We start from the raw sequence: 21433 nt of genomic DNA, 5'->3' as shown, positions 1-21433 counted from the left end.
CCTTTGCAAAGAAGTCGACTTGGGCGACTATTGGAACGAGTTCTAGTCCGGGGCGGGGAACAGCTGAGGAATCGGGGACCCATGACGCAGGTGACCGGGCACGGCGGCGGCGTCTGGTCCCTCAGGGTCCCCATCCCGGACAACCCGCTCGGCCACACCCTGGTCCACCTGCTCGACACCGACGACGGGCCGGTCCTGATCGACACCGGCTGGGACGACCCGGCGTCCTGGGACACCCTGGTCACCGGCCTGGCCGCGCTCGGTACGTCCGTCACCGACATCCACGGCGTGGTGATCACCCACCACCACCCCGACCACCACGGCCTGTCCGGCCGGGTGCGCGAAGCGTCCGGCGCGTGGATCGCCATGCACGCCGCCGACGCGGAGGTCGTACGCCGCACCCGCGACGCGGAGCCCGGCGTATGGCTCGGCTACATCACCGCGAAGCTCACCGCCGCCGGCGCCCCCGACGGCCACCTCGCCCCGCTCCGCGCCGCCCTCGACTCCGGCCGCATGCGCACCCTGCCCGGCCTGCGGGCCGCCCTGCCCGACCGCGAGATCGTCCCCGGCGACCTGCTGCCCCTCACCGGCCGCCGTCTGCGCGCGGTCTGGACGCCGGGCCACACACCCGGCCACGTCTGCCTGCATCTGGCGGAGGCCCACCCGGCGGGCCTCCCCGGCAACGGCCGCCTCTTCTCCGGCGACCACCTGCTCCCCGGCATCACCCCGCACATCGGCCTGTACGAGGACCCGGACGACGCCACGGTCACCGACCCCCTGGGCGACTACCTGGACTCCCTGGAGCGCGTCGCCCGGCTCGCCCCGGCCGAGGTCCTCCCCGCCCACCAGCACGCGTTCACCGACGCTCCCGGCCGGGTACGGGAACTCCTCGGCCACCACGAGGACCGCCTCACCGGACTACGCGCGCTGCTCGCCACGCCCCTCACCCCCTGGCAGCTCGCCGAGCGCATGGAGTGGAACCGGCCCTGGGACGAGATCCCGTACGGGTCGAGGAACATCGCCGTCTCGGAGGCGGAGGCCCACCTGCGCCGCCTGGTGAAGCTGGGCCACGCGGAGGCGGTCCCGGGCGACGACCCGGTCACGTACGTCGCGGTGTGAAGGCGCGCAGGCAACGGCGGGGCGGGCCGCCCCGCCGGCGGCAGGCACGTGCCGGGCCCGGCACGAATCCCGCGATGCGTGGCAGATGTGCCACTCGTGGGCACGGCGCATCGGCGGAAAGCTGGTCCCCATGAGCGACGCACCGCGCGGCCGTACGGCCGGCTACACGATCCTGACCACGGGTTACACCACCTCCACCGGCCCCGGCGTCGCCGCGACCGTCTCGTACGTGAGCGACGGGGACCTGCGGATCGTCATTGATCCGGGCATGGTCGCCGGCCGCGACCGGATCCTGGGCCCGCTCGCCGCGATGGGCGTGGGCGCGGACGACATCACCGATGTCGTCCTCAGCCACCACCACCCGGACAACATCATCAACGCGGGGCTGTTCGGGCGGGCCAGGATGCACGACCACAAGGCGATCTACCACGGCGACCAGTGGACCGACCGCGACGCGGAGGGGTACGAACTGACCCCGTCCGTACGGCTGATCAGGACTCCGGGGCACAGCCGGGAGGACGTGACGGTGCTCGTCGGCACACCGGACGAGGTGGTCGCGTTCGTGGGAGACCTGTGGTGGCGGCCGAACGGACCGGTCGAGGACCCGGTCTCCCCGGACCTCGCACAGCTGAGGGCCAGCAGGGAGCGGGTCCTCGCGATCGCCGACGTCATCGTCCCCGGCCACGGCGGCGCGTTCCCGGCGGACGCGTCCGCGCCGCTGTAGGGGGCGCGGCCGGGGGCCACTGCCAGGCCCGACCGCCCCGGGGGCCGCCGGGTACGGGCCGGTAGAGTGTGCGAGTCGTCATCATGCCGTTCTGGGAGAAGCCGGTGCGAATCCGGCACTGACCCGCAGCCGTTATCCGTCCCCCGCGACGGTGAGTCGGAACGCCCGGTCCGGCATGAGTACTGGCTCGGCACCGTCGAGGTATACGGAGCCGGAGCCTGGTGCGTGGTTTCCGCGCGCCCGGGCCCGGCTCCTCAGCAGGAGAGGCCCCCGCCCGTCATGACCCTTCGCCGCAGCGCAGCCGCCGTGCTCGCAGCTTCCGCCGTACTCTGCGCGAGCGCGGCCACGGCCACCACCGCCGTCGCCGCGCCCTCCCCCACGCCCGTGATTCCCTCCGGGCTCTACGGCGAGAAGGACCCGACGTACGACGGTGTCTGGCGGCAGTCGCTGGCCCTCCTCGCCCAGGACACCGTGGGCGTCGAGCCCGCCGCCAAGGCCGTGAACTGGCTCGTCGGGCAGCAGTGTGACAGCGGCGGCTTCCCGTCGTTCCGCGCGGACGCCGCCGAACCGTGCACGTCGAAGACGATGACGGACAGCAACGCCACCGCCGCCGCCGTGCAGGCGCTCAGCGCGCTCGGCGGGCAGGACGCCGCCGTGAAGAAGGGCGTGAGCTGGCTGAAGTCCTCGCAGAACCAGGACGGCGGCTGGAGCTACAACCCGGGTGGCGCGAGCGACGCCAACTCCACCTCGATCGTGATCGGCGCGCTGGCCGCGACGGGTGAGAAGCCCGGCGAGGTCACGTCCCAGCAGGGCAGGTCGGCGTACGACGCGCTCGTCACCTTCGCCGTCCCGTGCGACGCCAAGACGGGCGGCGGCGCGTTCGCCTACCAGCCGGACAAGGACAAAAAGCTCGCCCCGAACGCCGACGCGACGGCGGCCGGTGTACTGGGCGGGCTGGGCCAGGGGCTCGGCGCCGAGGCCGGGAAGCCCGGGGACAAGCCCGCGAAGTGCGCGAAGGGGAAGCCGACCCCCGAGCGGGCCGCCGCGAACGGCGCCGCGTACCTCGACGGCGTACTGGCCGGGACCGGGCACCTCGACACGCCCCCCATGCCGGGCGCCGAGGACACGAAGCCGCAGCCCGACTTCGGCAACACGGCGGACGCCGTCGTCGCGCTGGCCGCGCAGGGCGGCGCCGAGCGGGCGGCGAAGCCGCTGGAGTGGCTGAAGAAGAACGCGGCGCCCTGGGCGAAGGAGAACGGCCCCGCCGCGTACGCCCAGCTCGTCTTCGCCGCGCACGCGACCGGCACCGACCCGGCGGACTTCGGCGGCACCGACCTGGTGAAGGCGCTCAACGCGACCGGACCCGCGCCGGAGGCCACCGACCGGGCGGCCGACGAGAAGAAGGACGACGAGAAGGAGGACGGCGGCGGCTTCGGCACCTGGTGGATCGTCGCTGTCTTCTTCGTCGCGAGCGTCGGCGCCGGAATCCTGTTCAGCGGCCGCAAGAAGAACCAGCAGCTGTGACGGCCGGGGTGGTGCGGACGCGGCTGACGGCCCTGCTCCTCGTGCTCGGAACCACGCTCGGCGCCGCGCTCGCGGTGCTGGGCGGGTCTGCCGGGCCCGCGCAGGCGGCGGCGTCGGGCGGCTACCGCTACTGGTCGTTCTGGGAGAGCGACAGCGGCGCGTGGACGTACGCCACCCTGGGACCGGCCTCCGCCAGGCCCGCCGACGGCGATGTGATCGGCTTCCGGTTCTCGGTGAGCGAGGACTCGCGGGACTCCGCGAAGCCGCGTCACCCGGCGGACTCCTTCGGCGCCGTCTGCGGCGGGACGCCCGCCGGGGCCGGCGCCAAGCGGATCGCCGTCGTCATCGACCCCGGTACGGCGGCCGACGCCCCCGAGGGCGAGCGGCCGCCCGCGCGGCGCACGGCGTGTGCCCGTACCGGCGCGGACGCGACGGCGGCGGACGCGCTCGCCAACGTGGCGAAGCCGCTGCGTTACGACAGCACGGCGCTGCTCTGCGCGATCTCGGGCTACCCGGACAAGGGGTGCGGGGAGCAGGTGTCCGGGCGCGAGGAAACGCCCCGCTCCCCCGCCTCCGCCACAGGCGCCGGGTCCGGCGAGGACGACGGCGGCGGCCCCTCCGCGGGCCTGCTCGTCGGTCTCGCCGCCGTGTTCGCGATGGGCGCCGCGGGCGTGTGGCAGGCGCGCCGCCGCCGCGGATGACCCCGGACCGGCCGACCCGGAGGACATCCGTGCCCCCGACGCGTCCCGGGCCCGCCACGGCCTCGGCACCCTCCTCCCGTCCCTCCGCCCTGGCCGCCCTCCGGGCGCCTGTGGCGAGCCGCAGCAACGCCCTGCACGCCGGGGCGTGGTGGCTGTGGGCGCTCGGACTGGCCGCCGCCGCGTCCAGGACCACCAATCCGCTGCTGCTCGGGATGCTGGTGGGGGTGGCCGGGTACGTCGTGGCGGCGCGGAAAACCGATGCGCCGTGGGCGCGTTCGTACGGGGTCTTCGTGAAGCTCGGGCTGCTGGTCATCGGCATCCGCCTCGTCTTCTCGACGTTCTTCGGCTCACCGATCCCCGGCACCCACGCCCTGTTCACCCTGCCCGAGGTGCCGATGCCGGACTGGGCACAGGGCGTTCGCATCGGTGGGCGCGTGACGGCCGAGCAGCTCGTCTTCGCGGCGTACGACGGGGCGAAGCTGGCCACGCTCCTCATCTGCGTGGGCGCCGCGAACGCGCTCGCCAACCCGGCCCGGCTGCTCAAGTCGCTGCCGGGCGCGCTGTACGAGGCGGGGGTCGCCGTCGTCGTGGCGATGACTTTCGCGCCGAACATGGTGGCCGACGTGGTCCGGCTGCGCACCGCCCGCCGCCTGCGCGGCCGGCCTACCGGGGGCGTGGGCGCGGTGCTCCAGATCGGGCTGCCGGTGCTGGAGGGCGCGCTGGAGCGGTCGGTGGCGGTGGCCGCGTCGATGGACGCGCGCGGCTACGGCCGCACCGCCCCCGTCCCGCCCGCCGTACGGCACACGACCACCGCCCTGACGCTCGGCGGGCTGCTCGGGGTGTGCGCCGGGGCGTACGGGCTGCTGACCCCCGACGGCGCGGCGTACGGTCTGACCGTCCTGGCCGGCGGGCTCGTCGCCGTGCTGGCCGCGCTGCGCCTCGGCGGCCGGCGCAGCGTCCGTACGCGCTACCGGCCCGACCGGTGGGGCGTGCGGGCCTGGCTGGTCGCGGGGTCCGGGGTGGCCGTCGCGGCGCTGATGATCCGGGCCGCCACGTACGATCCGGCGGCCCTGCACCCCGGGGTGGTCCCGCTGGTCGCTCCCGGGTTCCCGCTGTGGCCGGCGGCGTCCGTACTGATCGGCCTGCTCCCGGCCTTCGTGGCTCCGGTACCCGCCGCGCCTGCCGCGCCCGTCCTGCCTCACCCGGCTCCCGCGGCTGCCGTACCTCCCGTAGTGAAAGCGACTTCGAAGTGATCCGGTTCGAGAATGTGTCGGTCAGCTACGACGGCGCCGTGTCGCCGGCGATCCGGGGCGTGGACCTGACCGTGCCGGAAGGCGAGCTGGTGCTCCTGGTCGGGCCCTCCGGGGTGGGCAAGTCGACTCTGCTGGGCGCGGTCTCCGGTCTGGTCCCCCACTTCACGGGCGGCACCCTGCGCGGACGAGTGACGGTCGACGGACGCGACACCCGGACGCACAAGCCGCGCGAACTGGCAGATCTCGTCGGCACGGTGGGCCAGGACCCGCTCGCCCACTTCGTCACCGACACCGTCGAGGACGAGCTGGCGTACGGCATGGAATCCGTCGGCCTCGCGCGGGACGTGATGCGGCGCCGGGTCGAGGAGACGCTGGACCTGCTCGGCCTCGCGGAGCTCCGCGAGCGCCCCATCGCCACGCTCTCCGGCGGCCAGCAGCAGCGGGTAGCGATCGGCTCGGTGCTCACCCCGCACCCGAAGGTGCTGGTGCTGGACGAGCCGACGTCGGCGCTGGACCCGGCGGCGGCGGAGGAGGTCCTCGCGGTGCTCCAGCGCCTGGTCCACGACCTGGGGACGACCGTGCTGCTGGCCGAGCACCGTCTGGAGCGGGTGGTGCAGTACGCGGACCAGGTCATCCTGCTGCCGGGCCCGGGGGAGGCGCCGCGCATGGGCGCGCCCGCGGACATCATGGCCGCCTCGCCCGTGCACCCCCCGGTGGTGGCCCTGGGCCGCCTCGCGGGGTGGACCCCGCTGCCCCTGTCGGTACGCGACGCCCGCCGCCGGGCGACGGCTCTGCGGGAGCACCTGACCGGCAGGACCCCGGCCCAGGTGACCGCCCCGCACCCGGCCCCGGAAACGCCGTCGGGGGCCGCGCCCGGCGCGGACGCGGCCGGGGAGGGTGCGGCCGGGGAGGGGCGGCCGGCGGGGAAGCTCCGGCGCCTGCTGGGCCGCCGCGCTTCCGCCGCGCCGGCGGCGGCGCCCCGCCGCGACACCGGGGCGGTGGCCACCGTCACCGGTCTCGGCGTCCGCCGCGACCGTGTCGAGGCCCTGCGCCGCGTGGACCTCGACGTCTCCCCCGGCGAGACCATCGCCCTGATGGGGCGCAACGGCGCCGGCAAGTCCACCCTGCTCTCCGCCCTCGTCGGCATGATCGAGCCCACCTCGGGCACCGTCGTCGTCGGCGGCCGCACCCCCCACCGGACCCGCCCCCGCGACATGGTCCGCGAGGTCGGTCTGGTCCCGCAGGAGCCGCGCGATCTGCTGTACGCCGACACCGTCGCCGCCGAGTGCGCGGCGGCCGACGGCGACGCGGGAGCCGCGCCGGGTACCTGCCGGGCCCTGGTCGCCGAACTGCTGCCGGGCATCCAGGGCGACACCCACCCGCGCGACCTGTCCGAGGGCCAGCGCCTCGCCCTCGCGCTGGCCGTCGTGCTCACCGGCCGCCCCCCGCTCCTGCTCCTCGACGAGCCGACCAGGGGTCTCGACTACGCAGCCAAGGCGCGCCTGGTCGGTCTGCTGCGCGACCTGGCCGCCCGGGGGCACGCGATCGTACTGGCCACGCACGACGTGGAGCTGGCGGCGGAACTGGCGCACCGCGTCGTGATCCTCGCCGACGGCGAGGTGGTCGCGGACGGCCCGACGGCCGAGGTCGTCGTCTCCTCCCCCGCCTTCGCCCCGCAGGTGGCGAAGATCCTCGCCCCCGAGAAGTGGCTGACCGTCTCGCAGGTACGCGACGCGCTGGACGACGGGACGACTCCGTGAACACAACGCGGCCGAAGCCGTCCCGTCCCGTCCGACTGGGCGCCCGCTCCGTCGCCGCGCTCCTCCTCGTCAGCACGATCGGCGTGATCGCCTTCGGCTGGCCGCTGCTCGCGGACCCCGCCTCGGGGCTCAGCCGGGACCACTCCCAGGACGCCCCCTGGCTGCTCTCCGCCCTCCTGCCCCTCCTCGTGGCGGTGGTCGTCGCGACGATCGCCGACGCCGGACTCGACGCGAAGGCCGTGGCGATGCTCGGCGTACTGGCCGCCGTCGGGGCGGCGCTGCGCCCGCTCGGGGCGGGGACGGCCGGGCTGGAACCGATGTTCTTCCTGATGCTGCTGAGCGGCCGTGTCCTCGGGCCCGGCTTCGGTTTCGTACTCGGCTCGGTGACGATGTTCGCGTCCGCGCTGCTCACGGGTGGGGTCGGGCCGTGGATGCCGTTCCAGATGCTGTCCCTGGGCTGGTTCACGATGGGCGCGGGCCTGCTGCCGGGCGCCTGGCGCCTGCGCGGCCGGGCGGAGCTGGCGCTGCTGGCGGCGTACGGCTGCCTCGCCGCCTTCCTCTACGGCCTCGTCATGAACCTCCAGGGCTGGCCGTACATCGGCGGGGACGCGGCCACCGGCACCTCCTTCGTCCCGGGCGACCCGCTGCACGAGAACCTGGTCCGCTTCCTCGTGTACTACGTCACCACGTCCCTCGGCTGGGACCTGGGCCGCGCCACCCTCACCGTCGTACTGACCCTCACCGTCGGCGGCACCCTCCTCAGGGCCCTGCGCCGGGCCACCCGCCGTGCCGCCTTCGAGGCCCAGGTCAGATTCGCGGGCCCGCAGCGCTGAGGCGGCGGTGAGAGGGCCCACAGGACCTTGGTCCTCGACTAGCCCGGATAGTACGTCGCCGACACCGCCTGCGACCCCCTTACCACCGCCCTGACCTGCACAGACGCACTCCAGCGCACCTCGGGGCGATGGGCCCGGTTCACCGGCTCTTCTAGTAAGAGGGGTGATTGCGACGGGACTGCGGGGCTGCTTCATTGGAGCGGTCGCCGGGAGCGGTTCGCCGGTCTCCACCGGCCCGCCCGCGACATCCCCCGTACCCGACGTCAGGACTTCACGTGTCGTTCCCGATCATCAACCGCCTCGTCTCCCGCCCCAGGTCCTTCGCCGCCGGCGCCGCCGTGCTGCTCGGATCGGCGGGTGTGGTCATGGGTGGCGGCGTCTCCGAGGCCGCTGCCGCGAGCCCGCAGACCGTCGCCAAGCAGATGATCCCGGATGCCGCCCAGTACTCCTGCTTCGACAAGATCGTCTCGCACGAGAGCGGCTGGAACCCGCAGGCCAGCAACGCCTCGTCCGGCGCGTACGGCCTGGTCCAGGCCCTGCCCGCCTCCAAGATGTCGTCCGCGGGCGCGGACTGGAAGACGAACCCGGCCACCCAGATCGAGTGGGGCCTGGACTACATGAACGAGCGCTACGGCAGCCCGTGCGATGCCTGGGACTTCTGGCAGTCCAACGGCTGGTACTGACCGGCCCGTCGGTGGCCCGCCCGGGAGCCGCCGTACCTCCGTCGCCGGACAGTCCCGCAGGGACCGTCCGGCGACGGCGTGCGTGCGGGCCGGTTTCCGCGACGCCCGCCGCCGCCCCTACAGCCGCTGAATGATCGTCCCGGTGGCGAGCGCGCCGCCCGCGCACATCGTGACGAGCGCGAACTCCTTGTCCCGGCGCTCCAGTTCGTGCAGGGCGGTGGCGATCAGACGGGCGCCCGTCGCACCCACCGGATGACCGAGCGCGATGGCCCCGCCGTTGACGTTCACCTTCGCCAGGTCCTGCTCGAAGACCTGCGCCCAGCTCAGCACCACCGAGGCGAACGCCTCGTTGATCTCGACGATGTCGATGTCCTTGAGCGACATACCGGCCTTGCCGAGCACCGCCCGCGTCGCGTCGACCGGCCCGTCGAGGTGGAAGTGCGGGTCGGCTCCGACCAGCGCCTGGGCCACGATCCGGGCGCGCGGCCTGAGCTTCAGCGCGCGGGCCATCCGTTTGGACGCCCACATGATCGCGCTCGCCCCGTCGGATATCTGCGACGAGTTCCCGGCCGTGTGGACGGCTGTCGGCATGACGGGTTTCAGCCGGGCCAGCGCCTCCATCGACGTGTCCCGCAGCCCCTCGTCGCGGTCGACGAGCCGCCACATGCCCTGTCCGGCCGCCTGCTCCTCCTCGGTCGTCGGCACCTGTACGGCGAAGGTCTCCCGTTTGAACCGCTCCTCGGCCCACGCGACCGCCGCCCGCTCCTGCGACAACAGCCCGAGCGAGTCGACCCGTTCACGGGTCAGGCCACGCTTGCGGGCGATCCGCTCGGCGGCCTCGAACTGATTGGGCAGGTCCACGTTCCACTCGTCCGGCCACGGTTTCCCCGGCCCGTGCTTGGACCCGGACCCGAGCGGCACCCGCGACATGGCCTCGACCCCGCAGCTGATGCCGACGTCGATGACTCCGGCCGCGATCATGTTGGCGACCATGTGACTGGCCTGCTGGGAGGAGCCGCACTGGCAGTCGACGGTCGTCGCGGCCGTCTCGTACGGCAGACCGACCGCCAGCCAGGCGTTGCGGGCGGGGTTCATGGACTGCTCGCCGGCGTGTGTGACCGTACCGCCGACGATCTGTTCGACGCAGTCGGCGTGGATGGCCGTACGGCCGAGGAGTTCGCGGTACGTCTCGCCCAGCAGGTAGGCGGGGTGCAGGTTGGCGAGCGCGCCTCCGCGCTTGCCGATGGGGGTGCGTACAGCTTCGACGATGACGGGTTCCGCGGCCATGAGCTCGTCCTCTCCATACCCGCGGGACGTCCCGGCGGCCCGCGGCAGGCTTCGAACTAGTACGCGTTCTAGTTCTCTGAGCAGTCTTATGAGTGCCGCCCCGGCAGCGCAAGGGTCTTGCAAGCCTTATGCACGCACTCCACACGCAACAGATGGCGCCGCGCCCCTTGCCACTTGTAGAACTCGTTACTACATTCCCGGCAACTTCTGATGGGTCGTCAGACATTGGAGCTGCCGATGCACTGCCCCGCGCTGCCCGACGGGTTCGACTTCACCGACCCCGACTTGCTCCAAGCCCGCGTGCCGCATCCGGAGTTCGCACAGATGCGGCAGACCGCTCCCGTGTGGTGGTGCGCGCAGCCTCCCGGCATCTCCGGTTTCGACGACGCGGGCTACTGGGCCGTCACCCGGCACGCCGACGTCAAGTACGTCTCCACGCATCCGGAGTTGTTCTCCTCGAACACCAACACCGCCGTCATCCGCTTCAACGAGTCGATCAGCCGCGACCAGATCGAGGTCCAGAAGCTGATCATGCTCAACATGGACCCGCCCGAGCACACCCGCGTCCGCCAGATCGTCCAGCGCGGCTTCACCCCCCGCGCGATCCGCTCCCTGGAGGACGCCCTGCGCCACCGCGCCCGTTCGATCGTCGAGACGGCCCTCGCCGGCGCGGGTGAGGACCGCACCTTCGATTTCGTCACCAACATCGCCGTCGAACTCCCCCTCCAGGCCATCGCGGAGCTCATCGGCGTTCCGCAGGAGGACCGGACCAAGATCTTCGACTGGTCGAACAAGATGGCGGCGTACGACGATCCCGAGTACGCCATCACCGAGGAGGTCGGCACCGAGGCGGCCATGGAGATCGTCTCGTACGCGATGAACCTCGCCGCCGCGCGCAAGGAGTGCCCGGCCAAGGACATCGTGTCCCAGCTCGTCGCGGCGGAGGGCGAAGGGAACCTGGGTTCGGACGAGTTCGGCTTCTTCGTCATCCTGCTGGCCGTGGCCGGGAACGAGACGACGCGCAACGCGATCAGCCACGGCATGCACGCCTTCCTGACCCACCCGGAGCAGTGGGAGCTCTACAAGCGCGAACGCCCGGACACCACCGCCGAGGAGATCGTCCGCTGGGCGACACCCGTGGTCTCGTTCCAGCGGACGGCAACGCAGGACCTCGAGCTGGGCGGGCAGCGGATCAGGAAGGGCGACCGCGTCGGCCTCTTCTACTCGTCGGCCAACAACGACCCCGAGGTCTTCGAGGCCCCGGAAGCCTTCGACGTCACCCGTGACCCGAACCCGCACCTCGGATTCGGCGGCGGCGGGCCGCACTTCTGCCTCGGGAAGTCGCTGGCCGTGCTGGAGATCAACCTCATCTTCAACGCCGTCGCCGACGCCCTGCCGGACCTGGAACTCGCCGGCGATCCGCGCCGGCTGCGCTCCGCGTGGCTGAACGGGATCAAGGAGCTCCAGGTCACCCACCGCTGACTCCGGGACGTGCCCGGACAGGGAGGTGGGGGCGATCCCCTGCGCCCCGCCCCCACCTCTCACCGGGCCGGACCAGGTACGGGCTATCGGGACTGACGTTTGATCAATAACGTTCGGCTGTCACCCTGTTTACCGTTCAAGGGAGCACCCGACCATGCCCACGGCCCAGCACGTCCCCGACATACTCTCGCCCGAGTTCGCCCGTGACCCGTACGCCGCCTACAAGGTGATGCGCGAGTCCGCGCCGCTCTTCTGGCACGAGGCGATGCAGAGTTACGTCATATCGAGGTACGAGGACGTCGAGCGGGCATTCAAGGACAAGGAGTCGGTGTTCACCACCGACAACTACGACTGGCAGATCGAACCCGTGCACGGGAGGACGATCCTTCAGCTGAGCGGACGAGAACACGCCGTGCGGCGCGCACTGGTGGCTCCCGCCTTCCGCGGCAAGGACCTCCAGGAGATGTTCCTCCCGGTCATCGAGCGCAACGCCCGGGAGCTGATCGACACCTTCCGGGACCGGGGTGCGGTCGATCTCGTCGACGCGTTCGCGACCCGCTTCCCGGTGAACGTCATCGCCGACATGCTCGGTCTCGACAAGGGTGACCACGCGAAGTTCCACCACTGGTACACCACCGTGATCGCGTTCCTCGGCAACCTTGCCGGAGACCCGCAGGTGGCGGCGGCGGGTGAGCGCACCCGCGTCGAGTTCGCCGAGTACATGATCCCGATCATCCAGGAACGCCGGAAGGCGCCGGGTGACGACCTGCTGTCCACGCTGTGCGAGGCCGAGGTCGACGGCGTCCGGATGAGCGACGAGGACATCAAGGCCTTCTGCAGCCTGCTGCTCGCCGCCGGGGGCGAGACCACCGACAAGGCGATCGCGGCGCTCTTCGCGAACCTGCTGGCCCACCCCGAGCAGCTCGCCGCCGTACAGCGGGACCGTACGCTCATCGACCGGGCCTTCGCGGAGACCCTGCGCTTCACACCGCCCGTACACATGATCATGCGTCAGACGGCGGCGGAGGTGACGCTCAGCGGTGGCACCGTCCCGGCCGGCGCGACCGTCACGTGCCTGATCGGGTCCGCCAACCGGGACGAGAGCCGGTACGCCGACGCGGACTCGTTCAACATCTTCCGCGAGGACCTCAACGCGACGAACGCCTTCTCCGCCGCCGCCGACCACCTCGCCTTCGCCCTGGGGCGGCACTTCTGCGTGGGCGCCCTGCTGGCGAGGGCCGAGGTGCAGACCGGCGTGAACCAGCTGCTCGGCGCGATGCCGGACCTCCGGCTCGCGGACGGTGCCGGGATCACGGAGCGGGGGGTGTTCACCCGGGGGCCGCAGGCGGTGCCGGTGGTGTTCACGCCCGTGGGCTGAGGGCCACGGGCCCCACGCCCCACCGCGCCGGTGGATCCGATGGTGACCGAGCGGGTCTCCGGAGCGGTGGGGGGGGTGCCGCCTGTCAGCTGTTGATCAGGTCGCGGGCCTGGGCGTAGACAGTGGCGTCGCTGAGCAGTCCGTTGTGGCTCACGCAGGCCGTGCGCGTGTTGGTGGCGCCGGAGAGGGCGACGCTGCTGTCGGGATTGATCACCGTGTCGCAGGGCGACCACCAGGTCGCGTAGCGCGGGCTTCCCGGTGTCTCGTCGCCGGAATTGAGCGCGGTCAGGAAGCTCGATCCCGCGCGCATCTCGGCGCACGAGGCGTCGAAGCAGCCGTTGGCCGTGTCGGTGCCGTGGTTGGGTCCGCCGAGCGAGACCCACGCTTCGATCTTCGCGTCGCCGCCGAGGTTCTTCGCGTAGTGACGCGAGGAGAGCCCGCCCATGGAGTGGGCGATCACGTCGACCTTCGAGGCTCCCGTGGCTGCCAGCAGCCGGTCCACCTCGGTGGCGAGCTGCTGGGCGGTGGTGACGTTGGACTGACGGGAGTCGTAGCCCCACTGGTCGAGGTGGGAGGCGGGCCAGCCGTCGTTCTTGAACCGGCCCACCATGGTGTTCCAGTTCGACGCGCTGCCGCTGTAGCCGTGGACGAACAGGACGGGATTGCTGGCGGGACCGTACGTCGAGGCCACACCGGCGGCACCGGCCGGCGTCGTGACGTGCAGGGCGAGCAGGAGGGCGGCAGCGGCAGCGATCGCGGGCTTTCTCACGGGTACCTCACGGGTTTCCGGGCGAGGGGGGCAGCGCGTGGGGGAGCGCCGGGAGACGGGGGGAGCGGTGAAGAGGTGAAGAGCAGTCGTCCCGGACCACGGAACAACCGGAGGCACCAGCAGTGCAGTGCTGCAAAGGTGGCGCAAGGTTACTGCCGGGTATCCGGAACGTGGCAAGACCTGTGCACGAACTACTTGGAGATCGCCCGCCGCCGTCTCGGAACGGGGTGTCGCCGAGACAGGGCCGACGTGCGCCGGGCTCAGGCGTGAACGCTCCCCCGCTCGTCCTGACGGCACCCGGATCCGGGGGCATCCGCCGACCACGCGTTGACCCGTTCTCGGCCGCCGCCGTAGGGTTGAGCGGACCAACAGCGCCAATCGCTCATCGGGCTCAATATGGTTGCGTTCCGCGTCCGCCGCCGGGCGGCAGTCCTCGCCGGCTCGGCCCTTCTTGTCACGGGTCTCCCGTTCACGCTCACCGCGTGCGGGTCCGACGCGCCCGAGCCGGGGCAGCGGGCCGCCGAACCGGCTCTCGTGTCCGCGCGGTTCGGCTCCTCACTCACCGCCGCGCTCAAGGCGCAGGTCACGTCGCAGGACGCGGCGGCCAGGCAGGCCGCCGCACGCGAGGCCGCCGGCTCCGCCCCGGAGAGCCGGAAGGTGTGCACGACGGACCCGGCCGACCGGTCGGCCTGCCGCAACCCCGGCGGGAAGATCGACCCCAACGGCGGCGATGTGGACGGCGACGGCGTCTTCGAACCGCACGAGCCCGTCGGCCCCGGTTACCGGGACCCGCGCGCGTACGACGGGGGCAAGACGTCCGGTGAGACACAGTGCGAGTGGCTGCGGTCCCGGGGCATCGCCTGCTGAGCCCGGCCCTTCACTCCCTCAGTGGGACGACGGCGTGAAGGAGACCGGCAGTGTGGTCAGGCCGCGCATCCAGATCGACGGCCGCCAGGACAGCTCCTGCGGATCGACCGCGAGCATGACGTCGGGAAGGCGTTCCAGCAGGGCCTCGATGGCGGTGCGGGCCATGACGTCGGCGAGCTGCGGCGCGGGGTAGGGGCAGCGGTGCTCGCCGTTGCTGAAGGAGAGGTGCGAGGAGTTGCCCTCCGCACCGACGTGGCCCTCCGGCCAGATCTGCGGATCGGTGTTGGCGGCCGCGAAGCCGAGCACCAGGCAGTCGCCAGCCTTGATGTGACGGCCGCCGAGCTGGACGTCACGGTCCGCCCAGCGGCCGATGAAGTTCTGGGTGGGGGTCTCCAGCCAGAGCACCTCGTTGAGCGCCTGGCCGACGCTGAGCCGCCCGCCGGACACGTTCAGGGCGAACCGGTCGTCGGTGAGCAGCCGCCGCAGCGTGTTCCCGATCCAGTTGGCGGTCGGCTGCTGCGCGGCGGCGATGATGGAGATCAGGTCCTGGACGATCTCCTCCTCGGCCAGGCCCGCCGGATGGGCGAGCATGCGCGAGATGATGTCCGGTCCGGGCGCGTCCCGCTTCTCCTTGACGAGCTGCTGAAGGCGCTGGCCCACGCGTCCGTACGCCGCGACCGGATCGTCGCCCTCGGCCGCGTCCAGGGACATCCGCAGGTCCTCGACGAGGTCGTCGGTGTCGGTGCCGTGCGCCGGCATGCCGCACATCCGGACCGCGGCGCGCATGGGCAGGGCGTGGGCGTACGCCGCCATCAGCTCGGCCTGGCCGCTGCCCGCGAAGCCGTCGATGAGCTCGTCGGCCATGCTGCGGCAGTTGTAGCCGAGTTCGAACTGGTCGACCGCTTCCAGCGCCTCGCTGATCACTCCGGCGCGCCGCTGGTGTTCGAGGCCCTCGGTGAACAGTACGGAGGGCTGGTAGCCGACGTACGGCATCAGCGGCCAGTCGGCGGGGATGTTGTCCCACTGGTTCCAGCGCCGTGAGTCGCGGGCGAACAGCTCGTCGTGGGTGGTGACGTACGAGACCTCGGCGTAGCCGAGGACCAGCCAGGCCGGGATGTCGCCGTCGAGCAGCACCGGTGCCACGGCGCCGTGTTCGCGCCGCATCTCCCGGTACAGCTCGGCGGGCGTCTGCTGGTACTGGAGGCCGCTGAGCCGGATCGCGCCCGTGGCGTGCGCGGGGCAGCCCGGCGGAGGAGTCGCCCCGGAAGGCAGGGCGGTGGGGTCGCTCATGAGGTCGTCTCCTGGGCCAGGGCCAGCTTGTAGAGATGGTCGACGAGGGTGATCAGGACCCGCTTGCCGTCGCTGCGCACCCGGGCGTCGCAGTCGAGCAGCGGGATGTGCTCGGGCAGGGCCAGGGCCTGGCGGATCTCGGTCAGCGAGAAGTACGCGGCGTCGTCGTCGAAGCGGTTGACGGCGACGACGAAGGGCGTGCGGTGGTGTTCGAGGCGGTCGATGGCGTACCAGGAGTCGCTCATGCGCCGGGTGTCGACCAGGACGACCGCGCCGAGGGTGCCGGAGAACAGCCGGTCCCACAGGAACCAGAACCTCTCCTGCCCGGGAGCGCCGAACAGGTAGAGCACCTTGGTCGCGTTGAGGCTGATCCGGCCGAAGTCGAAGGCGACCGTCGTGGTGGTCTTGTCGGCGAGCCCCGTGGTCTCGTCGACACCGACCCCGGCCTGCGTCATGTACTCCTCGGTGTTGAGCGGGCGGATCTCGCTCACCGACCTGACGAGCGTGGTCTTGCCCACGCCGAACCCACCGACGATGACGATCTTCAGGCCGGTGTCGGCGGCATCGGCGAGCGGCGTGCGCTCCGGCGCCCGCGCCGGTGGGTCAGAGATTGCGGAGTCCATGCAGCACCTCCTTCAGCAGGGCGGATTCGGGCAGGTCGGCGGCGGCCGCGGCGGCCCTCGGCCGCCGGGCGGTGATCCGCCCGGCGGCCAGCAGGTCCTCCAGGAGGATCCGTACGACGGTGATGGGCAGCCGCAGTTCGGCCGCGATCTCCACTACCGCGGCGGGATGGCGGCACAGCGTGAGGATGCGGACGTGCTCCGACTGCATGCCCGGCGTCGGCTCGCACTCGCTGACCACCAGGGTGACCAGATCGAACACCGTGGTGTCCGCGGTGTGGCTGCGGCCGCCGGTCACCGTGTAGAGGCGGTCCGGAGACCCGGTGTCGACGGGACGGCGGGTCATGACGTCGGACTGTCCTGCGGACGGTTGCGGGGTTCGGCGCGCAGGTGCTCGCCGATCTGCTCGACCAGTTCGCTCATGTTGTGGCCCACCACACCGGGGTCGGCGGTGTCGGCGGCCACGACGGCGAGGTGGGCGCCCTCGCCGGCCTCGACGATGAGGAGCAGCCCGCCGTGGAATTCGGCCATCAGGTGGTTGACGCCCCCGGTGCCGTCACCGAACTCGACCGAGGCGCCGTGGGCGAGGGACTGCATACCGGAGGAGATGGCCGCGAGCTGGTCGGCCTGGTCGAGGGTGAGGTGGCTGCTGCGGCACAGCTTGAGGCCGTCGCGGGAGAGCACCAGGGCGTGCCGGGTGCCGGGGGTGCGCTCCACGAGGTTGTCCAGGAGCCAGGTCAGGCTGGTGTCGGTGGTCTGCACGGTGGTCATGGGCCTGCCGGGGGCGGTGCTCCGGTCGGCCCGTGCCTCCAATCTCGGTGGTCAGGTCGGGGGGTCTGCCGCCCGTGGGGGCGGCAGCGCGCGGAGTGGGGCACGGTGGTGCTCAGGCGGGCGGACGTGGGTCCTTGCGGCGCTGGGACTGGTGGAAGGCGCCGAAGCCGGCGCCGGGGTTGCGCGCGGGCGGGGCGGGCGGGGCGGAAGGCTCGTCGCCCGGTCCCGGGCGTCCCCGGTCCGCCTCGGCCATCGTGCGTCCCGGCGGCCGTACGGGCAGACCGCCCGCGGTGGCGGCCCGCGCGGTCCCGCCGGCGGCCTCGGGGGCACTCGCGGCGCGGGCCGGCAGGGGCGGGAGCGCGGTGGCGGTGGTGGCCGGTGCCTCGACGGCCGTCCGTGCCTGGGCGGGCACCGCGGTCGTACGTACCTGCGCCGGCACCGGGCCGCGCTGCTGCGCGAGCAACTGCGGCGGGAGCAGGACCACTACGCCGGTGCCGCCGCGGGAGGAGGGCCGGAAGTTGACGGAGATGCCGTACTTGGCCGCCAGGATTCCCACCACCGCCAGGCCGAGCCGGGTGCCCTGGAGGGTCGCCAGGTCGGTGGACCTGCCGGAGACGGACTCCACGGCGCGGCGCATCGCCGCGTCTGCCATCCGCAGGCCGCTGTCCTCGATGGTGACCACGATGCCCGCGCTGCGCTCCTCCACGTACACGTGGACCTCGTCGATGGGCGGCGAGAAGTTGGCCGCGTTGTCCATGAGTTCGGCCAGCAGGTGCATGACGCCCTCGGCCGCGAACCCCGCGATCGCGACGGTGCTGGCGGAGTGCAGCCGTACCCGCCGGAAGTCGGCGATACGGCCGACCGCGCCGCGCAGGATGCTCTCCATGACGATCGGCTTGTTCCAGGCACGGCTCGCCCGGCCGCCCATGAGCAGGGCCAGCCGGTCGGTGAGCAGTCCGAGCTGCGAGGTGCTGTGGTCCAGCCTGAGCAGGTCGCTGAACACGTCGGCGCCGTGCCGGTCCTGCATCTCGCGCAGGTCGGCCAGCATGCTGACGGCCCTGGCCTGCACCCGGCCCAGTGCCTTGGCGCTGGCTGCCTGCGCGGCGGCCGCACGCCGTTCGCTGACGCCCAGTTCCCGCACCATCTGCTCCAGCAGTACGCGCAGCCACCCCTCACCGGGCATGTCGAGCCCGGCGAGGACGGTGTCGGCGGAGGCGCCCCGGCGCAGCGCCGCCACGGCGGCGGGCAGCGCGGTGGACGTCAGGCGCTCCAGGTCTTCGACGCCCCGGGCGAGTTGGCGTACGGCGTCCTCCCGGGCCGCTTCCGCGGCTTCCCGCCGACGGGCCGCCTCCCCCAGTTCGGTGGTGAAGACGCGCAGCAGGCTCTCCAGCTGCGGGTCGGCGGGACGCTGGGCGGACGCCAGGGCGTCGTCCGCGTCCGAGCCGTCGCGCAGGCGCTGGACCATCTGCGGCAGCGTGATGTTCACCAGGTGCGCGGTGTCGCCGGTGCTCCGGGCCATGCGCTCACGCAGGGCGGCCTGCTCGTCGCGGGCGGACTGCCGTGCCGCGCCGAGGCGGTGGGCCAGTGCGGCGGCGGTGACGACGAGCGCTGCGACGCACAGGCCGGCGACGACGACCGTCCAGAGCACCCAGGAGCGGGCGGTGTCCGGGGCCAGCGCCGCCACGGTGCCGCCGGCCGCCGCGACGACGGCCAGGCCGGCCGCCGGCAGGATCCAGGGCGGGCGCCGCCCCGGTGCACGGCGCGGGCGGGCTGCGGCGGGCATTGTCATAGCACGGTCCCTCAGACGGTGTGGGGGGAATGACGGCAGCGGAGCCGCCACCGAGTGGCGGACGGTGCGGAGTTGACGTTGAGGTTCCGCTGAGCATTGGCCATGGTAACCACCGAACGTCACGCGCCAGGGTGGGGTCGTCCCTTGCCTCCGGCAGGCGCGCAGAACCTCCCGATTTACCGTGTCGATCCACAGTGCCGACTGCGATGGCCGGGTCCGGCAGATCAACCGGCCGGAATCAGCGGGAAGATGACATCGAGGGAACGGCAACAGCGGTCGGACGTCGTACCGAACGGGCGCCTACTTCGGCGTACCGGACCCGGACGGCGTACCGGACCCGGAACCGGCGCTGCCCGCCGGGAGGTCCGCACCGCCGCGCCCGGCGGCACTGGACGCCGACGGTTCGCGCTCCGCCGACGGGGGCTGAAGGAGCCTGCGCGGCCCCGCCAGGACGTACGTCAGGCCGAAGCCCGCCACGACCACCACCGCGCCGCCGGCCGCGTCGAGGACCCAGTGGTTGGCGGTGGCGACGATCGCGCACACCGTGAAGAACGGGTGCAGCAGCCCGAGCAGCTTCATCCACAGCTTCGGAGCGAGCAGGACGACCACCAGGCCGCACCAGAGCGACCAGCCGAAGTGGAGTGAGGGCATGGCCGCGTACTGGTTGGTCAGGGCGGTCAGCGCGCCGTACTCGGGGCTCCCGAGGTCCTGCGGTCCGTGGATCGTGTCGATGTAGCCGAGGCCGGGCATCAGGCGCGGCGGCGCCAGCGGGTACAGCCAGAAGCCGGCCAGGGCGAGGACGGTCGCGAAGCCGAGCGAGCTGCGGGCCCAGCGGTAGTCGGCGGGGCGCCGGGCGTACAGCACGCCGAGGATCGCCAGCGGGACGACGAAGTGGAAGGAGGAGTAGTAGAAGTCGAAGAAGGCTTCCAGGCCGTCCGACCGGACGACCGCGTGGTTGATCCAGTGCTCGACGTCGATGTGCAGGAACCGCTCCACCGAGACCACCTGCCGGGCGTTCTCCTCGGCGGCGGCGCGTCCGCCCGTCGCGGCGGTGCGCACCTGCGAGTACGCGGAGTAACCGGCACGGATCAGCAGCAGTTCGAGGAGCAGGTTCGGACGGGTGAGGACCCGGCGCCAGAACGGCAGCAGCGGCACCCGTCTCCAGCGGCCCGCGACGGGTCTCGCGTAGTCGGTGGGAACGGGCTGGAGCCAGTACGGCGAGGTGCGGGACAGGAAGGGCACCGCGCAGGCCGCCGCGAGGGCCGCCAGCAGCAGGACGTTGTCGCGCACGAGCACGAGCGGCCCCACGTTCGGCAGCAGCATCGTGCCCGGCAGCGTCATCACCAGGACCACGGCCGCGGGCCACACGAGGCGGTCCGAGGCCCGCTTGCCGACCCGGCCGACCACCGCGAGCAGCACCCACAGAAGCTGGTGCTGCCAGGCCGTCGGCGACACGGCGACGGCGACGCAGCCGGTCACGGCGACGGCCAGCAGCAGCTGACCGTCGCGGGCGTAACGGACGGCCCGCCGCAGTCCGAGGACGACTACAGCCGCGCCCAGCAGCAGGAAGAGCGCGATCTCCAGCGGCCCTTCGAGGCCGAACCGGAGCAACGCGCCGTGCAGCGACTGGTTCGCGAGGCTGTCGGGGCGCGCCCCGAGCCCGGCACCGGCCACGTGGTGCACCCAGTACGTCCACGAGTCCTGCGGCAGCGCGGCCCACGCCAGCGCCGAGCAGGCGGCGAACGTGGCGCCGGTGGTGAGCGCGGCGCGTCTGCGGCCCGTCAGCCACAACAGGGGCGCGAACAGCAGCACGGTGGGCTGGAGGGCGGCGGCGATCCCGATGAGGACGCCCGAACTGCGTTCCCCCCGCGCCCGGAAGCAGCCGAGGAGGACAAAGAGGACGGGGATGACGCTGGTCTGGCCGAGGTGGAGGGTGTTGCGGACGGGCAGCGACAGCATCAGCAGGCTGATGGCGACGGGCACGGCGAGCAGGGCGGTGCGCCGGGAGACGGGACCCGGCAGCGCGCGGGCGGCGACCATGCCCAGTACGGCGACGAGCAGCAGCGTCCCGAAGGTCCAGGCGACGCCGAGACTCTGCTCGGCCGAGCGAGCCAGCGGCTTCAGGACGAGCCCGGCGAACGGTGTACCGATGAAGCGGTCGGAGTCGTAGAGCGAGCCAGCCACGTGCAGTACGCCCTCGGGGCCGATCCACGTCTCCAGGTCGGTGAAACGCTCGCCGGGCGGCGTACGCAGCACCATCGCGATCTGGCGCGCGCCCAGCGCGGCCACGACCGCCCAGAGGGCTATCCGCGCCGCTCCGACCCTGTTTCCGGCGCCCATCGCCCCGGCGGCGCCACCCCGTACGCCCCGCTCCGCATTCGCCACGTCGCGCTGACCCTCCCCACCTGTCCCCGCACCCCGCGTGCACGGTGCGTAGAGCCTCGCACTGACCCGTACAGAAGACGCAGGCAACCCCCGGTTCGCCTGGCTGTCACCCGGTTCTGTCCGGAGGGCCTCACTTTCCACGATCCCCGTTCCGCCGGGCGGGCGCGAGATGGATCATGGGCGGGGCATCTGGGCGGG

19 protein-coding genes are annotated in these 21433 nt (G+C 72.6%); 11 read left to right on the top strand and 8 right to left on the bottom strand.

Annotated features, from left to right (window positions below; genetic code table 11):
• Positions 1 to 81 precede the first annotated feature (81 nt).
• The 8 genes from AS594_RS24025 to AS594_RS23990 all read left to right on the top strand — a co-directional run bounded on the left by AS594_RS24025 (position 82) and on the right by AS594_RS23990 (position 8597).
• A complete protein-coding gene (locus AS594_RS24025) occupies positions 82 to 1119 on the top strand; it encodes an MBL fold metallo-hydrolase (RefSeq protein ID WP_069932241.1) in 1038 nt (345 codons plus the stop codon).
• Positions 1120 to 1249: 130 nt separating this feature from the next.
• On the top strand, positions 1250 to 1843 hold the full coding sequence (locus tag AS594_RS24020) for an MBL fold metallo-hydrolase (protein WP_069930741.1): 594 nt from the start codon (positions 1250 to 1252) through the stop codon (positions 1841 to 1843).
• 279 nt (positions 1844 to 2122) lie between these two features.
• Positions 2123 to 3367 carry a prenyltransferase/squalene oxidase repeat-containing protein gene (locus AS594_RS24015; RefSeq protein ID WP_069932242.1) on the top strand — a complete coding sequence of 415 codons (1245 nt, stop codon included), beginning with the start codon at positions 2123 to 2125 and terminating at the stop codon, positions 3365 to 3367.
• Positions 3364 to 4068, top strand: coding sequence for an SCO2322 family protein (locus tag AS594_RS24010; RefSeq protein ID WP_420877830.1), 705 nt, complete (start codon positions 3364 to 3366; stop codon positions 4066 to 4068). The genes AS594_RS24015 and AS594_RS24010 overlap by 4 nt, the downstream gene beginning before the upstream one ends.
• Positions 4065 to 5321 (top strand): energy-coupling factor transporter transmembrane protein EcfT, encoded by a 1257-nt coding sequence (locus AS594_RS24005; protein ID WP_420877829.1) that lies wholly within the window; start codon positions 4065 to 4067, stop codon positions 5319 to 5321. Before AS594_RS24010 ends, AS594_RS24005 begins: the two co-directional genes overlap by 4 nt.
• Entirely contained in the window at positions 5318 to 7081 is a 1764-nt protein-coding gene (locus AS594_RS24000; protein WP_069932243.1) for an ABC transporter ATP-binding protein, read from the top strand. Before AS594_RS24005 ends, AS594_RS24000 begins: the two co-directional genes overlap by 4 nt.
• On the top strand, positions 7078 to 7914 hold the full coding sequence (locus AS594_RS23995) for an ECF transporter S component (RefSeq protein ID WP_069932244.1): 837 nt from the start codon (positions 7078 to 7080) through the stop codon (positions 7912 to 7914). The genes AS594_RS24000 and AS594_RS23995 overlap by 4 nt, the downstream gene beginning before the upstream one ends.
• A gap of 275 nt (positions 7915 to 8189) precedes the next feature.
• Positions 8190 to 8597, top strand: a complete 408-nt coding sequence (locus AS594_RS23990) for an aggregation-promoting factor C-terminal-like domain-containing protein (RefSeq protein ID WP_069932245.1) — start codon at positions 8190 to 8192, stop codon at positions 8595 to 8597.
• Between the two features lie 117 nt (positions 8598 to 8714).
• On the opposite strand, the gene AS594_RS23985 is transcribed toward AS594_RS23990, so the two are convergent.
• Positions 8715 to 9884 (bottom strand): steroid 3-ketoacyl-CoA thiolase, encoded by a 1170-nt coding sequence (locus AS594_RS23985; RefSeq protein ID WP_069928949.1) that lies wholly within the window; start codon positions 9882 to 9884, stop codon positions 8715 to 8717.
• 237 nt (positions 9885 to 10121) lie between these two features.
• On the opposite strand from AS594_RS23985, the gene AS594_RS23980 reads away from it, so the two are divergent.
• Together AS594_RS23980 and AS594_RS23975 are read left to right on the top strand one after the other, a co-directional pair.
• Positions 10122 to 11366: a cytochrome P450 gene (locus tag AS594_RS23980; protein WP_069932246.1), complete on the top strand. Its 1245-nt coding sequence runs from the start codon at positions 10122 to 10124 to the stop codon at positions 11364 to 11366.
• A 154-nt stretch (positions 11367 to 11520) separates the two neighbouring features.
• Entirely contained in the window at positions 11521 to 12744 is a 1224-nt protein-coding gene (locus AS594_RS23975; protein WP_069932247.1) for a cytochrome P450, read from the top strand.
• 85 nt (positions 12745 to 12829) lie between these two features.
• Here AS594_RS23975 and AS594_RS23970 read toward each other — a convergent pair whose 3' ends face one another.
• On the bottom strand, positions 12830 to 13513 hold the full coding sequence (locus AS594_RS23970; RefSeq protein WP_069928946.1) for an esterase/lipase family protein: 684 nt from the start codon (positions 13511 to 13513) through the stop codon (positions 12830 to 12832).
• Between the two features lie 396 nt (positions 13514 to 13909).
• On the opposite strand from AS594_RS23970, the gene AS594_RS23965 reads away from it, so the two are divergent.
• The gene (locus tag AS594_RS23965) at positions 13910 to 14380 is read left to right on the top strand and encodes a hypothetical protein (protein WP_069932248.1); all 471 of its coding nucleotides are present in this window, start codon (positions 13910 to 13912) and stop codon (positions 14378 to 14380) included.
• An 18-nt stretch (positions 14381 to 14398) separates the two neighbouring features.
• Here AS594_RS23965 and AS594_RS23960 read toward each other — a convergent pair whose 3' ends face one another.
• The 6 genes from AS594_RS23960 to AS594_RS23935 form a co-directional block, all read right to left on the bottom strand.
• Positions 14399 to 15670, bottom strand: coding sequence for a cytochrome P450 (locus AS594_RS23960; protein ID WP_069932249.1), 1272 nt, complete (start codon positions 15668 to 15670; stop codon positions 14399 to 14401).
• Complete coding sequence (locus AS594_RS23955; RefSeq protein WP_069928943.1) at positions 15667 to 16293, bottom strand: GTP-binding protein; 627 nt, start codon at positions 16291 to 16293, stop codon at positions 15667 to 15669. The genes AS594_RS23960 and AS594_RS23955 overlap by 4 nt, the downstream gene beginning before the upstream one ends.
• Positions 16274 to 16636: a DUF742 domain-containing protein gene (locus AS594_RS23950; protein ID WP_069932250.1), complete on the bottom strand. Its 363-nt coding sequence runs from the start codon at positions 16634 to 16636 to the stop codon at positions 16274 to 16276. Before AS594_RS23950 ends, AS594_RS23955 begins: the two co-directional genes overlap by 20 nt.
• Positions 16633 to 17061 carry a roadblock/LC7 domain-containing protein gene (locus tag AS594_RS23945; RefSeq protein WP_079144431.1) on the bottom strand — a complete coding sequence of 143 codons (429 nt, stop codon included), beginning with the start codon at positions 17059 to 17061 and terminating at the stop codon, positions 16633 to 16635. Before AS594_RS23945 ends, AS594_RS23950 begins: the two co-directional genes overlap by 4 nt.
• Before the next feature lie 112 nt (positions 17062 to 17173).
• Positions 17174 to 18850 carry an ATP-binding protein gene (locus tag AS594_RS23940; protein WP_079148743.1) on the bottom strand — a complete coding sequence of 559 codons (1677 nt, stop codon included), beginning with the start codon at positions 18848 to 18850 and terminating at the stop codon, positions 17174 to 17176.
• 300 nt (positions 18851 to 19150) lie between these two features.
• Positions 19151 to 21190, bottom strand: a complete 2040-nt coding sequence (locus tag AS594_RS23935; RefSeq protein ID WP_079148117.1) for a bifunctional glycosyltransferase 87/phosphatase PAP2 family protein — start codon at positions 21188 to 21190, stop codon at positions 19151 to 19153.
• Between the last annotated feature and the right edge of the window lie 243 nt (positions 21191 to 21433).

Source organism: Streptomyces agglomeratus (genome assembly GCF_001746415.1).
In the GTDB taxonomy this organism is placed as follows: Bacteria; Actinomycetota; Actinomycetes; order Streptomycetales; family Streptomycetaceae; genus Streptomyces; species Streptomyces agglomeratus.
Note: the sequence above shows the minus strand (reverse complement) of the source record. Positions and strands in the feature narration are given on the sequence as shown.